The 16818-nt window shown below is 38.7% G+C and carries 21 protein-coding genes and 1 pseudogene; 9 read left to right on the top strand and 13 right to left on the bottom strand.

Going from position 1 to position 16818, the window contains the following annotated elements:
* Nucleotides 1–5 precede the first annotated feature (5 nt).
* The 3 genes from H5S41_RS02340 to H5S41_RS02350 all read left to right on the top strand — a co-directional run bounded on the left by H5S41_RS02340 (nucleotide 6) and on the right by H5S41_RS02350 (nucleotide 2688).
* Nucleotides 6–941, top strand: a complete 936-nt coding sequence (locus H5S41_RS02340) for a manganese-dependent inorganic pyrophosphatase (RefSeq protein ID WP_182602119.1) — start codon at nucleotides 6–8, stop codon at nucleotides 939–941.
* Between the two features lie 127 nt (nucleotides 942–1068).
* Complete coding sequence (locus H5S41_RS02345; RefSeq protein ID WP_310740894.1) at nucleotides 1069–1458, top strand: iron-sulfur cluster biosynthesis family protein; 390 nt, start codon at nucleotides 1069–1071, stop codon at nucleotides 1456–1458.
* Nucleotides 1459–2193: 735 nt separating this feature from the next.
* Nucleotides 2194–2688, top strand: a complete 495-nt coding sequence (locus H5S41_RS02350; RefSeq protein ID WP_182602123.1) for a GNAT family N-acetyltransferase — start codon at nucleotides 2194–2196, stop codon at nucleotides 2686–2688.
* A gap of 153 nt (nucleotides 2689–2841) precedes the next feature.
* On the opposite strand, the gene H5S41_RS02355 is transcribed toward H5S41_RS02350, so the two are convergent.
* From H5S41_RS02355 to H5S41_RS02385, 7 genes are all read right to left on the bottom strand, one after another.
* A complete protein-coding gene (locus tag H5S41_RS02355) occupies nucleotides 2842–3225 on the bottom strand; it encodes an Asp23/Gls24 family envelope stress response protein (protein WP_182599058.1) in 384 nt (127 codons plus the stop codon).
* 18 nt (nucleotides 3226–3243) lie between these two features.
* On the bottom strand, nucleotides 3244–3435 hold the full coding sequence (locus H5S41_RS02360; protein ID WP_182599056.1) for a hypothetical protein: 192 nt from the start codon (nucleotides 3433–3435) through the stop codon (nucleotides 3244–3246).
* Between the two features lie 11 nt (nucleotides 3436–3446).
* Complete coding sequence (gene amaP, locus H5S41_RS02365) at nucleotides 3447–3992, bottom strand: alkaline shock response membrane anchor protein AmaP (RefSeq protein ID WP_153709687.1); 546 nt, start codon at nucleotides 3990–3992, stop codon at nucleotides 3447–3449.
* A gap of 176 nt (nucleotides 3993–4168) precedes the next feature.
* Nucleotides 4169–5698 (bottom strand): gluconokinase, encoded by a 1530-nt coding sequence (locus H5S41_RS02370; RefSeq protein WP_182599055.1) that lies wholly within the window; start codon nucleotides 5696–5698, stop codon nucleotides 4169–4171.
* Between the two features lie 51 nt (nucleotides 5699–5749).
* Nucleotides 5750–6769, bottom strand: a complete 1020-nt coding sequence (locus H5S41_RS02375) for a LacI family DNA-binding transcriptional regulator (RefSeq protein ID WP_182602125.1) — start codon at nucleotides 6767–6769, stop codon at nucleotides 5750–5752.
* Between the two features lie 81 nt (nucleotides 6770–6850).
* Nucleotides 6851–8194, bottom strand: a complete 1344-nt coding sequence (locus H5S41_RS02380) for a gluconate:H+ symporter (RefSeq protein ID WP_182602127.1) — start codon at nucleotides 8192–8194, stop codon at nucleotides 6851–6853.
* 13 nt (nucleotides 8195–8207) lie between these two features.
* On the bottom strand, nucleotides 8208–9737 hold the full coding sequence (locus tag H5S41_RS02385) for a gluconokinase (protein ID WP_182602129.1): 1530 nt from the start codon (nucleotides 9735–9737) through the stop codon (nucleotides 8208–8210).
* A gap of 230 nt (nucleotides 9738–9967) precedes the next feature.
* On the opposite strand from H5S41_RS02385, the gene H5S41_RS02390 reads away from it, so the two are divergent.
* Together H5S41_RS02390 and H5S41_RS02395 are read left to right on the top strand one after the other, a co-directional pair.
* A complete protein-coding gene (locus H5S41_RS02390) occupies nucleotides 9968–10501 on the top strand; it encodes a GNAT family N-acetyltransferase (protein WP_182599050.1) in 534 nt (177 codons plus the stop codon).
* 10 nt (nucleotides 10502–10511) lie between these two features.
* The gene (locus H5S41_RS02395) at nucleotides 10512–11255 is read left to right on the top strand and encodes a zinc ribbon domain-containing protein (RefSeq protein ID WP_182599048.1); all 744 of its coding nucleotides are present in this window, start codon (nucleotides 10512–10514) and stop codon (nucleotides 11253–11255) included.
* A 42-nt stretch (nucleotides 11256–11297) separates the two neighbouring features.
* Here H5S41_RS02395 and H5S41_RS02400 read toward each other — a convergent pair whose 3' ends face one another.
* Together H5S41_RS02400 and H5S41_RS02405 are read right to left on the bottom strand one after the other, a co-directional pair.
* Nucleotides 11298–11609, bottom strand: a complete 312-nt coding sequence (locus H5S41_RS02400) for a hypothetical protein (RefSeq protein WP_153709680.1) — start codon at nucleotides 11607–11609, stop codon at nucleotides 11298–11300.
* A 153-nt stretch (nucleotides 11610–11762) separates the two neighbouring features.
* Nucleotides 11763–11993: a hypothetical protein gene (locus tag H5S41_RS02405; protein WP_182602131.1), complete on the bottom strand. Its 231-nt coding sequence runs from the start codon at nucleotides 11991–11993 to the stop codon at nucleotides 11763–11765.
* A 47-nt stretch (nucleotides 11994–12040) separates the two neighbouring features.
* Between H5S41_RS02405 and H5S41_RS02410 the strand changes: the two genes are divergently transcribed.
* The gene (locus tag H5S41_RS02410) at nucleotides 12041–12187 is read left to right on the top strand and encodes a hypothetical protein (RefSeq protein ID WP_182602133.1); all 147 of its coding nucleotides are present in this window, start codon (nucleotides 12041–12043) and stop codon (nucleotides 12185–12187) included.
* Between the two features lie 177 nt (nucleotides 12188–12364).
* Entirely contained in the window at nucleotides 12365–12640 is a 276-nt protein-coding gene (locus tag H5S41_RS02415; protein ID WP_153709678.1) for a hypothetical protein, read from the top strand.
* 63 nt (nucleotides 12641–12703) lie between these two features.
* On the opposite strand, the gene H5S41_RS02420 is transcribed toward H5S41_RS02415, so the two are convergent.
* Both H5S41_RS02420 and H5S41_RS02425 read right to left on the bottom strand, forming a co-directional pair.
* Nucleotides 12704–13195, bottom strand: coding sequence for a DUF805 domain-containing protein (locus H5S41_RS02420; RefSeq protein WP_182602135.1), 492 nt, complete (start codon nucleotides 13193–13195; stop codon nucleotides 12704–12706).
* 100 nt (nucleotides 13196–13295) lie between these two features.
* Nucleotides 13296–13631, bottom strand: a pseudogene (locus tag H5S41_RS02425) (SDR family oxidoreductase); the annotation flags it as partial.
* Nucleotides 13632–13796: 165 nt separating this feature from the next.
* Between H5S41_RS02425 and tnpA the strand changes: the two are divergent.
* Nucleotides 13797–14255 (top strand): IS200/IS605 family transposase, encoded by a 459-nt coding sequence (gene tnpA, locus H5S41_RS02430; RefSeq protein ID WP_182602137.1) that lies wholly within the window; start codon nucleotides 13797–13799, stop codon nucleotides 14253–14255.
* Nucleotides 14256–14272: 17 nt separating this feature from the next.
* On the opposite strand, the gene H5S41_RS02435 is transcribed toward tnpA, so the two are convergent.
* On the bottom strand, nucleotides 14273–14821 hold the full coding sequence (locus tag H5S41_RS02435) for an SDR family NAD(P)-dependent oxidoreductase (protein WP_182602139.1): 549 nt from the start codon (nucleotides 14819–14821) through the stop codon (nucleotides 14273–14275).
* Nucleotides 14822–15084: 263 nt separating this feature from the next.
* Here H5S41_RS02435 and H5S41_RS02440 point away from each other — a divergent pair, with 263 nt between their 5' ends.
* Nucleotides 15085–15774: an SIR2 family protein gene (locus H5S41_RS02440; RefSeq protein WP_182602141.1), complete on the top strand. Its 690-nt coding sequence runs from the start codon at nucleotides 15085–15087 to the stop codon at nucleotides 15772–15774.
* Here H5S41_RS02440 and H5S41_RS02445 read toward each other — a convergent pair.
* Nucleotides 15760–16728: an IS30 family transposase gene (locus H5S41_RS02445; RefSeq protein WP_085720378.1), complete on the bottom strand. Its 969-nt coding sequence runs from the start codon at nucleotides 16726–16728 to the stop codon at nucleotides 15760–15762. The two genes, H5S41_RS02440 and H5S41_RS02445, sit on opposite strands and share 15 nt — an antisense overlap.
* Nucleotides 16729–16818 lie beyond the last annotated feature (90 nt).

Consider the following 16818-nt stretch of genomic DNA (forward strand, 5'->3'; position numbering starts at 1 on the left):
TTAATATGAGCAAAGAATTAGTGTTCGGACACCAAAAACCTGATACAGATGCGATTACTGCTGCAATGGCATTTTCATACTTCCAGAATCAATTAGGATATGAAACTGAAGCAGTTGCTCTTGGCGAACCGAATGATGAGACTAAGTTTGCATTAAAGACTTTCGGAATGAAGGCCCCACGTGTAATTGAAACGGCTGCAAATGAAGTAGACAAGGTAATGCTAGTCGACCATAATGAACCACAACAAAGTGTCAGTGATATTGATAAGGTTACTGTTACTCACTTGGTTGATCATCACCGGATTGCTGGTTTTGAAACTGCTCAACCACTTTGGGCAACAGTACGTCCTTACGGTTGTGTAAGTACCATTATTACTGAATTATTCCAAGAAAAGCACATTAATATTCCTGCTAACTTAGCTGGAATGATGCTTTCTGCAATTATTTCTGATACTTTACTTTTGAAGTCACCAACTACAACTGACCATGATCGTGAAGCAGTTAAATACCTAGCAAAAGTTGCTGGTGTTGAAGATTACGAAAAGTATGGTATTGAAATGCTTAAGGCAGGTACAAACCTTGGTGCCAAGTCTGATGCTGATATCGTTGACGGCGATGCTAAGACTTTTGAACTTGGTGGGAAGAAAGTTCGTATTGGCCAAGTTAATACTGTTGACTTAGATGACGTTTTTGCGCGTCAGGCCGACTTAGAAAACCAAATGCAAAGCTTAATGAATGACAATGGTTACGATTTATTCCTATTGATCGCCACTAACATTTTAAACAGTGATTCTGAATTGTTAGTAGTTGGGGATCCTGCTGAAAAGGTTGAAACTGCTTTTGGCAAGAAACTAAACGAAAAGAATCGGATGAACTTACCAGGGGTTGTATCACGGAAGAAGCAAGTTGTTCCTCCTTTGACAGATGCCTTTGAAGGTTAAGATACAAATAAGAGATCGGGAAAACTTCTCGATCTTTTTTAATACCAATTGTGAGCTTTAAATTTAAAATTCTATTTTTAATTAGTTAAAATATAGGTATTGATTTTAAGAAATGGGGATGAGATTAATGGATATTACATTTACTAATCGGGCAGTTGAACGCTTACAACGTTATAACCCATCAGCTAAGAAGATGCTTCTCGACTTTGATGATGGGGTTGGCCCATTTTCAGCAGTTGGGAGTTGTAGTTTAGACGGTGGTTATCGATTAATCTTTGTCAAAAAAGACTTAGCTACTCCAGATTATGATAAAAAGCTTACATCTAATTTGGGCGATGTTTTCATAAAAGAACATACGGCTGTCCAGTTTGATAAAGAAATGGAAGTAAGGTTTAATCCCCAATACTTTACGATGCCCCTTGTTAGTCCTAAGCGGATTCTAACAAGTAATCTTGAAGTCTTAGATCTTAGTGATACAGAATTAAATTTGCAAACTGATAAGGCTCATGATTGCTAGTAATATCAGTAATTTAAGACTAGTTCAGAACGAAAAATTGTTCTGAACTTTTTTGCTATTTTACTGAACATAAGAAAAAACGATAAGGATAAGATTTTACTCTATCCTTACCGTTTATTGCAGAACCTCTTTAAAGAATAATTCTAAAAATAAAAGTTATAATGATTGCAAGAATTCCAATAGCTGTTGCATAAGAAAAATGCTTACGGTGGCTTGCTTTAATAAAGGCTTGCCTTCCTACGAGAATAGTAAATATGGCCCAGCAAAAAGTTGCGATGATTAAAATATACAATTTCCAACTAGCTGGCAGGTGATGGTAGAAATCGCCATAGAAGACCATCATTCCTATAAACATTACGAAGGCATAAGCATAATTATCTCGGCGAAAATTAAGATTAAAGAGATAGGTAAAAACACAAAATAGTAGAATGCTAATGATATCATTTAAGACCATACACTTCACGCTCCCTTATACCTTTTATTATAGCCACTAGCAGGTTAAAGATAAAATATATAAGAAGTAATGTCGGATAATATGATATGATTATCTTGATAGACTTAGTGAAGGTGGTGCTAGCAGTGAAGAAAAAAGCTATGCGACAAGAGATAAAATTATTAACAGAAGAAAACCAACAATTACGCCGATATACCCTATTAGCATTCACGGGAATTATATTAAGTATGATGATAGGATTGGTACGACTAGTTCAAAAACACTAGCTTTTAGAGGGAATCATGGATCTAATATACGAAAAAGCTACAATAGAAGATCTACCACGAATTGTTGAAATTTATAATCAAATTATCTCATCGCGAATAGCCACTGCGGACCTCAAGCCGGTAACTGTTGACGAACGTAAAGAATGGTTTGCGTCTTTTGACAAAAACCATCCAATATGGGTAATTAAAGATAAAAATGAGATTATTGGTTGGGTTGCGCTTGAACATTTTTATGGTCGACCAGCTTATAACCATACTAGCGAAATTGCAATTTATCTTGATCAACATTCTCAAAAACAAGGAGTTGGGAGAAATACATTGCGATTTGTTATTAGCCAATTGCCTAATTTAAATATTGAAACAATTGTGGCATATATCTTTGGTCATAATCATCCTAGTTTGAATTTATTTAAATCATTTGGTTTCACTCAATGGGGGTTATTGCCACAGGTAGCAGAGCTTGATAATATTAAGCGTGATTTAGTAATTTTAGGACGACGGTTTAAATAATTATTAGATGACTAAAAATACTAACCACCGTGGCTAACCAACCTAGTTATTTTTTAGGAGAGTGCAAAATAAACGACCAGAATCAGCTGTTAGCCCATTTTGGTCGTTTTTTCTTATGCTTGATAAATTAAGTGTAGTTGTCTCGAAAATAATCTATTGTGCTTCTTTTTCTACTTCTTCTCTTGTTTTTACGTCATTAATATGCAATTCAAATTTAACTAACTTTAAGCCAGTCATCTTACTGATTGCACGCTCTACCTCGGAGCAAACAGCCTTAAAAATTTCTGGAGCACTTTTTCCGTATTCAATTGTTGCATCCATTTTTAGTGCCACTTGTTTCTCACCAACATCAGCGCTGATTCCTTTAGTAGGATTGCTGCCAGAAGTTACCTTGTCAGCTAATTCACTAAACATATTTCCGTCAAGTGAAAGGATACCCGGTACTTTACTAGCGGTAATGCCAGCGATTTTCTCGATTACTTGGTCATCAAAAGTTAATTGCTCGTCGATCGTTTTAGTGTTTGTAGTTGTTGTCATGTTAATTCCTCCTCAGAATTAGTTGGCAAGTTTGTCTAACATTTTTGCTGCAAGCTTATTCAATGAATAGCCTTTTGCATCAAGAAAATAGCCGATTCCACCTAGGATAGTTATCGCTACTAGAATTCCAATCATTGGGAGAAATCCCCATATGATCCAACTAACGCTAATAATTAGTCCTAAGATAACACCGATTGTAGCAAGTTTCATGGGGCACCTCCTTAGACAACGACAACTGATTTTTTATCCGTATATGGACTTAACTTAACATGTAATTTATTAAGATCAATATCGAAATCTTGCTTAAGGTTCTCTTTAATCGTCTGAAGAAGTACAGTGTGAATTAATTTAGGATTGGTTCTGTTTGATAACATTCCATGGACTGTAACGTCTGCTTTACGATTATTTCGGTGCATTTTAAGTTTAATAACCGGGTTATAAAGATCATATTTAGCAATTGAAGTGCCTAAGCTGTGTTCAACTGCTTGCTGATCAATTTGTACCTTGTTAGCACCTTCCTTAGCGATTACCATTTGTTTAGTTGTTGTTGGACGAAAAATAGCAACTGCCATTACGGTTAGGGCAACGATGATTAAAAACATCGCAACACCTGCTGAGAAACTTTGTCCAGTTGAACTATGAAGCCAATCGTTAACTGGGATAGTCCAAGCTTGGTCACGGTAAAACCATAATGACACTACAACAATTCCGACAATTATCTGAAGCAACATTGCAAATGAAATCCACCATTTTTTCCAGGCGGCCATTACAACCACATCCTTTCTATTAACATTTCCTTGCTATGAGGTAATCATAACATGGTAGAAAACGCTTTACCCTAATTAGTAAAACACTAAAGGTAATATTAAGGATGTGTTAACAGAATAGTCATAAACAAGAAAACCATCTTACAATAAGACGATTATTGCAAGATGGTTTTATGCTACTTATTTTGCCGTTCTTGAAGATTTGCTATTTCAGAATAGGCTGGAGAAAGCATTTCTTCTACTTGTTTGAAAAGGGGAGTGTAGCGCTGATATACCTTTACGGCTGCTGGATCTGGTTGATAGGAACTAACATTGCCGATTAATTGTTTAGGTATCTCAAGACTATCAATCATTCCAAGGCTTTTCATCGCCATAATCGCTGCCCCTAGACACCCAGATTCAAATGAGTCCGGAATATTAACTGGACAATTGAGAATGTCTGCTAACATTTGCCGCCAGACTTCAGAACGGGCGAATCCTCCGGTGGCAGTTACACTTGCTGGTTCACCGACAAGCGCACGGACAGCTTGGAAAACAGTTGCAATGTTCATGCTGATTCCCTCCATGACGGCCCGCAACATATCAGCACGTGTATGGATCTGTGACAGCCCAAAGAAACTACCGCGAGCCTTAGCATTCCACAATGGAGCTCGCTCTCCTCCAAGAAATGGGTGGAAGAGGAGACCGTGAGCTCCCGCGGGAACGCCTTCAATTACGTGATTCGCTAAAGTGTAAGGATCAACATTCTCATTTTTAACGGCACTACTATCAACTAAGTGTTCAACTGCCCATTGATATACATCGCCACCGTTGTTAAGGGGACCACCGACTACCCACTGGCCTTTACTGATTGCATAGCAGAATAAACGCCTTTCCGGGTCGATTACCGGGTGATCTGTAACAACGCGCACGGCAGCTGAAGTACCAATAGTAATGGCAACAGTATTTTGCTTAGTTGCTCCGACACCAATATTTGAAAGAGCACCATCATACGCACCATAAATAAATGGCGTATCAGCTGGTACACCTAATTTTGCCTGTGCTTCTGGAACTAAACCATGTGCTTGGGTAGTTCCATCAACGATTTCTGGCAGCTGGTCTTTGGTGACACCTGCCAGGGTAAGTGCTTGGTCATCCCATTGGCAAGTTTTGAGATTCATTAAGCCGGTACAGGAAGCGATCGACATGTCTACTCTGAATTCGTTGAATAGGCGGTAGAAAAGGTATGCTTTAATATCAGCAAAGTATGCTGTGCGGTTAAATAATTCTGGTTCATCTTTTTTTAACCAGAGAAGTTTAGTCAGCGTTGACATTGGGTGAACGGGAGTCCCAGTCTTCATGTATAGCTGCTGGCCTTCAGTCATCATTTTAAGGTTATCAGCGGCTCGTTGGGCTCGACTATCAGCCCATGTGATTAGACGGGAAATAGGCTTTTTATTCTTATCTAATAAGAGGAGACTTTGGTTTGCACTTGAAATTGAAACCGCAAGTAATTTTCCCTTACTAAGATTAGCTTTAGCAGCGACCTCATGGATAGCTTGTTCAGCTGCGTTAATTATTTCTTCAGGCTCTTGTTCAGCCATTCCAGCCGCATTACGATGAAGTTCGTATCCATAGTTAGCTTGGTCAATTACACGGGCATCCTGGTCGTATAAGACGGCTTTTGTGCTCGAAGTTCCAATATCAACACCAATTAAATAGTTCATTTATTGTTCTCCTTTAAGTAAGTAATTTAATTCTCTTTGTAATATTATATGCTAAAGTGACTGGCGTGCAACGATTTCAACTGGTAAAAGAGTAGTTGAACTAACAGTGCTTGCCCGGTTAATCTGCGTTAATAGTTTATTGGCTGCTAGATTACCCATTAACTCCATGTCCTGCTTTAATAAAAATATCCCATTTGCGACGTACTGCGACCATTCCCAGTCATCGAAACTAACTAAGCCGATGTCCCCTGGGAAAGAAAGGTTCAGTTCCTTGAAAATCGCTAATAAGTCGAATAATATTGGTCCCATTAATGAAACCACAGCTGTCTTTCCCTTAAGCTCATTTAATTGTTGCAGGAATGCTTTTGCAAGCCAATTACGATCATGTCCGCGAGTTTCAATATTATGGTAGCTAAGGCCATTGTCAGCAGCAGCAACCTTTAAACCAGCAATTCGTGGGATTTGCCCTGATGCTTCCGCAAAACGGGCACTAACAGTTAATATGTTTTGGTAATTCTTTTGATAGAGAATTTTACCGAGATTGTAACAGGCATCGCGATTCGCAGAAGTAACTTTACCAACAGTAGAAGGCTGATCATCAACTTCACGGTCAACGATAACCAGGGGAATATCATGATGGATAGCGGAAGAAAACTGGTTGAAGTATCTTGAGTTAGGCTGAACAATGATTCCATCAACCCTTTGCTGGTAAAGACGTTGAAGTGCCCGGCTTTCGTTTTCACGAGAATTATTCGTATTCATGAGTAAGATATCGTAGCCTGCTTGCTGCAGGACATCATCAATCCCCTTAGCGAGTAAAGATGAAAAGGGGTTAGAGATATCACCAACGAGGATTCCGACAACATGACTGTGAGTTTGCCGGAGTAAGCGGGCAGAAGCAGTTGGAACAAAGTGAAGGTCATTAATCGCTTTTTCTACTCGTTTCCGTGTTGCTGGCCGCATTTTGTCATAGTGGCCGTTAAGGATACGTGAAACGGTGGTAGCAGAAACGCCAGCTGCTTTAGCAACGTCAGCGATAGTAGTATGTTGCGTCATTTGTTTATTCATCATCCTTATTAGTTCTACTATTAAGAATACCAAACCATGCAAAAAGCGTCACTAGCTAATTCGCTAGGACGCTTGAATTATAGCTTAAACAAATAGTGAGATGGCATAAACTGCGCCTAATCCTGCAAGGGCTAAGACGGAGGTTAGGGTTGTCCATGAAAGCAATGTTTCTTTTAGTGAAAGGCCAAAGTACTCCTTGATCATCCAGAAGCCGGCATCATTAACGTGTCCGCAGAATACAGAACCAGCACCGATGGATAGAACCATCAATGTTGCCATCACGGAATTACCACCAAATTGATGAGCCATTGGAACAACAAGTCCAGCAGCAGTCATGGCCGCAACCGTTGATGAGCCAAGGGACATCCGTAGTAGCGCGGTAATTAACCAGGCAGCCAGGATCGGTGAGATATTAGTTTGAGCGAATAGCCCAGAAATATACTTAGAAATTCCACCATCAACAAGAACCTGTTTGAAGGCCCCGCCACCACCGATAATTAAAAGCATAACGGAAATTTGTTTAATTGAGTCGGCGAGAGAATTTGAAATTTCTTCCATTTTCTTGTTGCGTCGTAAGCCCATGGTGAAAATCGCAAAAATTAATGAAAGAAGCATTGCAAGGTCGGGAGCACCAATAAATTGAATGAACTCGTTGACTGGATTATTTTTAGGGAAAATAAATGAACAGATAGTAGCAACAGCAATTAAGATAACCGGCATCATGGCAGTCAAAACAGAAATACCAAATTTAGGTGTTTCTTCAAGTTTAAATTCTTTATATTCACCAAGAACAGAGATATCAATATTTTTCCGGTAAACACGTGGATATACTTTTTGTAATACCCAGTTATAAACAGGTCCTGCAATAATAATCGTTGGAATAGCAGCTAAAATACCGAGGAGTAAAACATGACCAAGGTTCGCGCCGAGAATGTCGGTGATTGCTGTTGGCGCAGGGTGTGGCGGTAAGAAAGCGTGAGTGACGTTTAACGTGGCAGCCATTGGAATACCAAGGTACATTAATGGCATGTCAAGTTCACGCGCAATAATGAAAATAATTGGTAAAACGACAACCAATCCTACTTCAAAGAATAATGCTAATCCAATAATAAAGGAAGCAAGGATAACGGCTAATTGAATCCAGCGCCGGCCAAATTTATTAATAAGGGTAGTTGCAATTCGGTATCCGCCACCAGCATCTGAAACTAATTTACCGAGCATTGAACCAAAGCCAAAGATAATGGCAAGGTGTCCAAGTTGCCCGCCGATACCCGACTCAATTGTTTGGGGAATTTTTGTAAGTGGTAATCCAAGCAATAGGCCAACGATGAAAGATGTGATTACTAAACCAACAAAAGTGTTCATTTTGAGTTTAACAATCATAAAAATAAGAATAATAACTCCAATTAAAACAATAAGTAAAGGCATAATAGATAACCTCCTAGTGAGTAGATTGTTGTTGCAGTCTTGCAATTGTTGAGTAGGCTGGTGTTAATAGCCCTTCAACCTGCTGGAAAAGCGGCAAGTAGTTTTGATAAATAGTAACCGCTTCTTGATTTGGCTGATATGAACTGATATCGCCAATAAATGTTTGAATAATTTCATAATTTTCAATCGTTTCCAAACTTTTCATTGCCATCGTGACTGCACCGAGACAGCCGGATTCAAATGAATTGGGGATGTTGACTGGGCAATTTAAGACATCAGCTAACATTTGCCGCCAGACTTCAGCGCGGGCAAAGCCACCAGTTGCGGTTACACTTGCGGGATTCCCGACGAGGTCTCGTACAGCTTGGAAAACAGTTGCAATGTTCATACAAATGCCTTCCATTACAGCCCTTAGCATGTCAGCTCGTGTATGCATATGAGAAAGGCCGAAGAAACTGCCACGGGCATTAGCATCCCATAACGGGGCACGTTCACCACCAAGGAATGGGTGGAAAAGCAATCCGTGTGCTCCAGCAGGCACGCCTTCAATAACTTGATTAGCGAGCGTATACGGATCAATATTTTCGTTCTTAACTGCACTTGCATCAACTAAGTGTTCGACAGCCCATTGATAGACATCACCACCATTGTTAAGCGGACCGCCAATTACCCACAATCCCTTATCTACGGCATAACAGAAGAGTCGTTGTTGCGGGTCGATTACAGGATGGTCAGTTACAACCCGTACCCCAGCTGAGGTCCCAATCGTAATTGCAACGGTATTTTGCTTAATTGCACCAACGCCTAAGTTAGATAAAGCGCCGTCAAATGCGCCGTAAACAAATGGCGTATCAGCTGGGATCCCCATTTTTGCTTGTGCTTCTGCCGTTAGCCCAATTTCTTGAGTTGTTCCGTTGACAATTTCTGGTAATTGGTTACGGTCAACTTTTGCAAGTTCTAGTGCCTGCTCATCCCAGTTACAAGTGTTGACGTTCATCATTCCCGTACACGAAGCGATGGAAACATCAACTTTAAATGTGTTGAAAAACCGATAGAAGAGGTATGACTTGATATCTCCAAAATATGCAGTTTTTGCAATCTTGTCGGCTTGGGTTTTATTGAGCCACATGATTTTTGTTAATGGGGACATCGGGTGAATCGGTGTACCGGTTTTAGCATAGATTTGCTGCCCAGCAGGACTATGTTTTAACTCATTAGCGACATCACGTGCACGGGTATCAGCCCAGGTAATTACGCGAGAAAGAGGGGTGAAGTTCTTATCAAGCATGATTACGCTTTGATTAGCACTAGAAAATGATACCGCTAACAATTTCCCGTTTGTTAACTTTGCTTTTTCAGCAGCGTCATGAATAACTTTTTCCACTGCTTCAACAATTGCTGCCGGATCTTGCTCAGCCATTCCACTAGCATCGCGGTAAAGGGAATAACCTTGACTAAATTGATCTAAAACAGTTGCGTTTTGGTCGTATAAAACTGCTTTGGTAGAAGTGGTTCCAACATCGACACCGATAAAATAATTCATAGCAAATTCTCCCTCTATTTATTTCTTTGAAAACGTTTTAGTTTATCGATACACCTAATAATATAATGTTTTATGTAAGCGTTGTCAACACATTATTTAAGATTAGTTTATCGATTTCTTAAAAAGCTGAATAAAAAGTGATTGCATATGCGTATTAAGGTGTGATACTATTAGTTGCTTAATTTGTTATATTTTAGTTGTAAGCAATGATTTTACGGGGAGGGATTACAATGAAAATCCGGAAAGCAACAATGGCAGATTTAAATGTAGTAGTAGATATTTTACGTGATGGCCGTAACCAGTTGGCTGAACGAGGCGTTGATCAATGGCAGGGAGACTATCCTAACGTCACTCATGTAAGAGAAGATATTGAAAATGGCTATGCTTATCTCGTGAAGGCGGATGATGGACAAACGGTCGGTACACTAGCAATCGTTGAGGCACCGGATCATTTTTATGATGAGCTTAATGGGGAATGGCTAATTAATACTGAAAATTATGTTGTAATCCATCGTGTAGCGATTCATTCACGTCATGCGGGGAAAGGCTATGCGTCAAAATTATTTTTAAGTTTGATTGAATATCTAGAAACAGAACGTCCTGATATTAAGTCAATTCGTTTAAGCACAAATGAAAATAATGCCGCAATGCAACGAATCGCAATAAAAAGCGGTTTTAAAAAGGTGGGGACTTTACATGGGGCGTTCCGACCAAATGAACTTTCGTATGTTTACGAATTGTTAACTAAGGTACGGGTTGCTTAGGAGGAATACAGTGAAGAAGAAATATTGCCCTCAATGCGGAACACAACAGCCAGCTGATGCAAAATTCTGTTCAAAGTGTGGTTATGATTTTGGGAATCTTTTGTCGCGCCGATCACAGCGAAGACCAAATAATAAGTGGCGTAAACGGATAATTTTAATTAGTATTATTGTCGTTATTCTAGTGATTAGCGGGGTGATTATTGGTCAACGTAATAACCACTATGCAAGTCATGATGTATCTGAAGCATCAAGTTCGATGACTAGCGGCAGCACTGACCAGGCAACTTCAGCAAGTGAGGATAACGAGACAAATGCGCAATCACAACCGCAGTCATCTGGTAACGCACTTTCAACTAATATTGGTCCTAAAGTAAGTGCGGCGGCAATTACTTATTACGCGGTAAAGACTGATACCCCTTGGCAAGACTTTTTTGCTTTTGATAAAAATGAAGGGATAACAGTCCGTCTTTCAACCGACAGGGACTTATTGGATAAGTTAACTGAAAAGGGACAGGGGATGGCTTACGAAGTTTTTGGCAATCACGATGCTAATGAAGATAGTGATCCTGAATTTGTTTATACAATTGATAAAGATGACGATATTAATATTTATTATTTATCTCATCGTAGCGATGCTGACAGTTACGATCCTGTTACGACCGTATCCAGACAAGAAATTGTTGATTACTTAAATACCCATCATTATGCTAATGCAACCCAGCAACTAGGTGAAAAAGTTATTATCGAAAAATAAATGCCAAACACAGCGACGATTAACTGTATTTGACATTTATTGTTATTTTTGATTAATTTGTTTAGCATATTCACGAGCATTGTAAAGTTCATATACTACCCATGTTTCGATAAGAGTAATGATACAGATAAGGACGGCTGTATACATATCTGGCAATACGAATAAGAGAAGCAAAAAGATCCATGAGATCCATGACCACTGCGTTTCAATAGTAATAATACGCTGGACTCGTTTGGTAGGCTCAATTCGTCCTGATTGGTTAAAAATTGTACGAATTTGATAAAAATAGCGAACTTCAAAAATACTTTCGATAATAAAAATAACGGTTAAGATGATTAATAAAACATTCATCATAATAAGGACCCCTTATCCTTTAATTTATCTATAATTTTAGAACTATTGGAATGGGGAAGCAATTTAATCGTATCAAAGAGTAAAAAAATAGGTTTTTATCAAACATTGATTGAATGATAAAAACCTATTTTTTCAATTCTACATATCAAGAAATTAGACATTCATTGTCTTGCCATATTCATTATTAATGGTATCAACAACGTCCTTGGCATGCATATCGTCTTCAACAACTGTTTCACCATCACGAAGAGTGTACTTTATACTCTCGTCCAAGTTATCAAAGTCTACATCATTACCATCTGCATCCACAAAATTGAACTTCGAGTTTTGGAAGTTCTTAAGAGCATCTGCATTAATTTCCATGATTATGCTTCCTTTCGCCATTATAGTAACACCAAATTAGCAAAAGGTACAGGGGAGTGCTAAAAGAATTGGAAAATATTATGGGAAAGATTAGTTCAGCCGATAAGGAGCTGCACGTATACCCGTTTTTGATGCATGAAATACTTAATGAAACTAGTCGGAAATGGGAAATTTATGATGAAATTTTGCGGTGGATTAATAAACATCGGTACTAATTAAAGTGAAAGAGCCATTGCTAGCGTGATGACTCTTTTTTGCTGCCCATCTATAATAACGGTTAAGAAAGGAAAAATGTAAAAAGTTTATTTAATTTACACCTTTAACTAATGGTGTTCAGAACATATAATAAGAGGTAGGAAGAGAAGATTATATCTTGATAGGAGGAAAACGAAATGTCTTTAATGCAAAATACCTCAGAAATTAATAAAACTGATAAGCAAGTTTACTTGGTTACTTTAATTCGGCGGAGTACAAATATGCCACAATATATTGATCATATGGTTTATGAAACTGCTGAAGGCGGCCAAAAGTTTATGGCACGTTTGGTTGAAGCATTTTCACGAGCTGGGTATCGGCAACAGAAGATCAGTGATGATAAGTATGATCTTGATAATGGGCTTGATAAAATTACATTGCGGGGTACTACTCAACCGATCTACAAGGATTAATAGAATAAATAACTTTTAATTAGAAAAAACTGATGCTGTATGAAAATACAACACCAGCTTTTTTTAGTCTTTGTTCTGTAATGACGGAATTTCAACGTCGTCAGTATAGTTAGGACTCCACCAACCATGCTGACTAATGTAGCCAGATGGCAAGCAGCACAGTACTAACTCAATCACGTCGAGGACAAATGATAGTGACATTAAGAGATTATTGTCACCACTACCTAAAACAATTGAAATTAGCCAAAAAGCTAAAACTGCCCACCCAGATAAGCCGGCATCACGGAAGCGACGAACACTAATGGCGATTGATGGGAAAATATTGGCAATTGCAAAAATACCAGTAAGAATCATCAGGACCATTGCAAAGCCGCCAGCGTTAGCATAGCCATCTAATAGGTTAGTCACGGCGGAACCAACTGCCATTACAATTAGCAAGGTTAAGATTAAGAAAATAATTGTGGTGACAAGAACGGGCCACCAGAAGTCTGCCCGTGTTGATCGGGCCTTGTACTTAAAAGCGTTTTGCCAGTAGTACTTGTAAGCTTTAAACATAAAATCTACTCCTCCAAAATAATGTCGGACTTGATTATAACATAAAAAGACCAATCAACTAGTGCGCTGATTGATCTCTAATTTATTAAGATGCTAATTTTTATTGGGCAGTGTAGCCGCCGTCAGCGACAAATTCGGAGCCGGTGCTAAAGCTTGATTCGTCAGAGGCCAGGTAAAGGGCGAGGTTAGCAATCTCAACTGGCTTTCCTAGGCGGCCCATTGGGTGAAGACTGATAAGATGTTCCTTAACTTTTGGATCAGTTTCCATCAAATGTTCAACTAATGGGGTCACAACATAGCCGGGGTGGATTGAGTTGACGCGAATATCGTAGCCTTTTCGAGCACAGTCAAGGGCAGCAGACTTAGTCATGAGCCGGACACCACCCTTAGAAGCGTTGTAAGCAAAGAGGTCAGGATCACCAATTAGACCTTCAATTAATGTCTTTAGACCTAGTTGAGTGCGTGAGCGAAGCGAGTGCACGAAACAAAAAACCACCTGCTCTGCGGGTGGGCGATAAAAATTATATAAAAAAGGCCTCTTTTGCCTTAAGATGTAGGTGTTCAAGCCAAAATCAAATAAGGGAAAAGAGGTTTTATAAATATGGCTAATAAACTAAATAGTTTAGCCCATACGAAGTGGTTATGTAAGTACCATATCGTATTCATTCCAAAGTATAGACGGAAAGTAATTTACAATCAATATCGTAGGGATCTTAGAGACTATATAAAATTGTTGTGTAAGTACAAAGGCGTAACAATAATCGAAGGACATATGATGCCGGACCATGTGCATTTACTAGTAAGCATTCCACCGAAACTAAGCGTCTCACAATTTATGGGATATTTGAAAGGCAAAAGTGCATTGATGATGTTTGACCGTCATGCAAATTTAAAGTATAAATTTGGCAATCGACATTTTTGGGCAGAAGGATATTATGTAAGTACAGTGGGATTAAATGAATCCACAATTAAGAAATATATTCGAGATCAAGAAAAACATGACATGATTATAGATAAGCTAACAAGTACGGAATACTCAGACCCTTTTAAGGGTAAGTGAAGTAATACAAACACCGCTTAAAGCGGTGGCAAAGTAGTCAGAGCATTTTGGCTTGAGCAAAGCGAAAGCCAGCGCCTTGAGACGCTGGCTTTTCTAATCGGCTTATAGCCGATGTGCAAACCACCCGTTTGACGGGTGGTTATGATTGATGAAAGGTTGATGATGGAGTTCTTTTCACCATTATCCTTCATCGCCTTAATGCCGAGCTTAATACCCCACATCGTTCCGGTTAAGTTAATGCCAATGGTCTTGTCCCAGTTATCATCGTCCATTTGTTCAACGTCAGCGTATACACCAATTCCGGCATTATTAACAATGATATTAACCTTGCCAAAATGGTCAATGGTTTCCTTAATTACCTTTTCCCATTCGGCTTTCTTTGAGACATCTTGTTGGATAAAGAGGGCATTTTCGCCAAGCTTATTAGCAAGGGCTTCACCTTCTTCAGTGTGACGGGCAGTAATAACTACCTTAGCGCCTTCTTCAACAAAACGTTCGGCAATTGCTTCACCGATTCCTTTTGAACCACCAGTAACAATCGCAACCTTATTCTCTAAACGTCCCATGACATGCATCTCCTTGAAAATTTGTTGTTTGTTAACGGTTACATTATAACATTGTTTTATGAGGTTGATTGATAAAATTTAGTAAAAATAAGGTGGATATTTTACTTATTTTGATTTGGGTTAGTTAGACCATCTGCATAGCGTACGGTTACAATTAATAGCGCAAAGTTTCCTAAATTATAATAGAATAATAAATAGGGAGAAATAGTAAAAAATGAGATTAAATCAATATAGTTGGTTATATAGAAAAAATGGAGAATAATATGACTGTTGCAGATGTTAATAAAAATTTTGTAGAAAAAGTAGGTGAGGCAAGGAAGAGTAAATCCTTAATTTTCTTTATAGGGGCAGGAGTGTCTGCTTCACAAGGGTATTCGTCTTGGAATGATTATGTTAAACACTTAATTGAATATTGGAAATATAATTTTAATAGATTAGAAAGCGATCATCCTTATAAAACTGATTGGATTGACCAACTTGACTGGTTGCAAGAATCAAGCTTTACAAATGAAAGGAAAGTAGATTTTATTAGATATCTAGTAAAAAAGTATGCTAAAAATTCAACTTATGAAAAAGAAGTATTAAGTTTTGAAAAAGAATATTTTAATAAAATTCTTCCATCTAGCAACCAGAATTTAATATTAAACGAATTAACTCGTATACCAGCTATTTATATAACAACGAATTATGATTCACAAATAGAGAATAGCCTGAAACAGGTTCTGGAAGTTGAGCCTTATGTAATTAATAGTACTAAAGAGTTTGGAAAACATTTGGTTAACAATGAGATAGATGCTCCTAGTAGTACCGTGATCCATTTGCATGGAGACGCTCATACTAAGCCAGCTGATTTTATTAGTTCATCCACAAGTTATAGTAATTTATATTACAAAGGTAATGAGATAAACAATTTTTATTTCCCGAAATGTCAATTTAAATTAGAAAAATGTTGAAAGCTGTTCATCTGTGACGTGACTTAGGAATACTTCAAGTGGTGTGCGGTAGTGAAGTGACTTCCGTGGAATAGTATTTCGTTTGTGCATCAGCTGGGTGATTAGTTCATCTGGTAAATTACGGAAGTCTAATCGTTTACTGAGACCGTCACGACGTAAGATACCATTATTGTTTTCATTCAGGCCGCGTTGATTGGGCGCTCCAACCTCCGCAAAATAAGTATGAAGATCATGTTTATTGGCAATCTCACGCCAGCCCGCGAATTCCTTACCATTATCAAAGGTAATCGACTTAACGAAATGACGAGGTATTTTAGAAAGCCATTTATCCAAGTGATAGTTAACTGCTTCATCAGTTTTACGATGAACGTTAAGCACAATCATCACCTTAGATTGACGTTCCACCAAGGTCATGACCGCACCACGATGAGCTTTTCCTTGAACAGTATCAGCTTCAAAGTGACCAAACTCGTGTTGGTAGTGAGGAAAATCATGGTATCGCTGGTAAATACTCCGACCGAGATGCCCCGCCTTACCACGTCGTTCGACATAGCCATTGGGGTGTCGCTTGCCTTTCATCGGTAATTGCTGGACGGCAAAATTGTACTGTCCACGAGCAAACATCCGATAAAGTGTCCGCATACTACAGCTAATTGTCCGTTCTGCTCGACCAATGATCGTATCAGGTGTCCAGCCCGCTTTAACCTGCTCATTGATGTAGCTGATCTCATCCTTGGCTAGCTGAGCCTGCTTACGACCACAACGCTGCTTATTCCGTTGGTAAGCCTTAAGATACTGTGCAATGGTCTTACCGCTATCAAGAAATCGATAGACTCGGTAAATAGTTTCTTGGCTTCGTTTAAGCAGTTTAGCAGCTTGATAAGCCTTCGTACCTTGGTGCCAAAAATTAGCTATGAGGGTTAGTTCACGTGTGGTAAGATGTTTATAAGTCATTTGTGATGTTCCTTTACTTTTGTTTGTGGTTATTCAAAAGTCTATCACAAATGGCTTTTTTATTTTTCTAACTTAATTTTACAAACGGCG

The sequence above is a fragment of the Limosilactobacillus albertensis genome (assembly GCF_014145555.1).
Taxonomy (GTDB): Bacteria; Bacillota; Bacilli; order Lactobacillales; family Lactobacillaceae; genus Limosilactobacillus; species Limosilactobacillus albertensis.

What these genes read in the sequence shown, in the direction of transcription:
- H5S41_RS02340 (WP_182602119.1), top strand. Translation starts at nt 6, where the DNA reads ATGAGCAAAGAATTAGTGTTCGGACACCAAAAACCTGATACAGATGCG.
- H5S41_RS02345 (WP_310740894.1), top strand. Translation starts at nt 1,069, where the DNA reads ATGGATATTACATTTACTAATCGGGCAGTTGAACGCTTACAACGTTAT.
- H5S41_RS02350 (WP_182602123.1), top strand. Translation starts at nt 2,194, where the DNA reads ATGGATCTAATATACGAAAAAGCTACAATAGAAGATCTACCACGAATT.
- H5S41_RS02355 (WP_182599058.1), bottom strand. Translation starts at nt 3,225, where the DNA reads ATGACAACAACTACAAACACTAAAACGATCGACGAGCAATTAACTTTT.
- H5S41_RS02360 (WP_182599056.1), bottom strand. Translation starts at nt 3,435, where the DNA reads ATGAAACTTGCTACAATCGGTGTTATCTTAGGACTAATTATTAGCGTT.
- amaP (WP_153709687.1), bottom strand. Translation starts at nt 3,992, where the DNA reads ATGGCCGCCTGGAAAAAATGGTGGATTTCATTTGCAATGTTGCTTCAG.
- H5S41_RS02370 (WP_182599055.1), bottom strand. Translation starts at nt 5,698, where the DNA reads ATGAACTATTTAATTGGTGTTGATATTGGAACTTCGAGCACAAAAGCC.
- H5S41_RS02375 (WP_182602125.1), bottom strand. Translation starts at nt 6,769, where the DNA reads ATGATGAATAAACAAATGACGCAACATACTACTATCGCTGACGTTGCT.
- H5S41_RS02380 (WP_182602127.1), bottom strand. Translation starts at nt 8,194, where the DNA reads ATGCCTTTACTTATTGTTTTAATTGGAGTTATTATTCTTATTTTTATG.
- H5S41_RS02385 (WP_182602129.1), bottom strand. Translation starts at nt 9,737, where the DNA reads ATGAATTATTTTATCGGTGTCGATGTTGGAACCACTTCTACCAAAGCA.
- H5S41_RS02390 (WP_182599050.1), top strand. Translation starts at nt 9,968, where the DNA reads ATGAAAATCCGGAAAGCAACAATGGCAGATTTAAATGTAGTAGTAGAT.
- H5S41_RS02400 (WP_153709680.1), bottom strand. Translation starts at nt 11,609, where the DNA reads ATGATGAATGTTTTATTAATCATCTTAACCGTTATTTTTATTATCGAA.
- H5S41_RS02405 (WP_182602131.1), bottom strand. Translation starts at nt 11,993, where the DNA reads ATGGCGAAAGGAAGCATAATCATGGAAATTAATGCAGATGCTCTTAAG.
- H5S41_RS02415 (WP_153709678.1), top strand. Translation starts at nt 12,365, where the DNA reads ATGTCTTTAATGCAAAATACCTCAGAAATTAATAAAACTGATAAGCAA.
- H5S41_RS02420 (WP_182602135.1), bottom strand. Translation starts at nt 13,195, where the DNA reads ATGTTTAAAGCTTACAAGTACTACTGGCAAAACGCTTTTAAGTACAAG.
- tnpA (WP_182602137.1), top strand. Translation starts at nt 13,797, where the DNA reads ATGGCTAATAAACTAAATAGTTTAGCCCATACGAAGTGGTTATGTAAG.
- H5S41_RS02435 (WP_182602139.1), bottom strand. Translation starts at nt 14,821, where the DNA reads ATGGGACGTTTAGAGAATAAGGTTGCGATTGTTACTGGTGGTTCAAAA.
- H5S41_RS02440 (WP_182602141.1), top strand. Translation starts at nt 15,085, where the DNA reads ATGACTGTTGCAGATGTTAATAAAAATTTTGTAGAAAAAGTAGGTGAG.
- H5S41_RS02445 (WP_085720378.1), bottom strand. Translation starts at nt 16,728, where the DNA reads ATGACTTATAAACATCTTACCACACGTGAACTAACCCTCATAGCTAAT.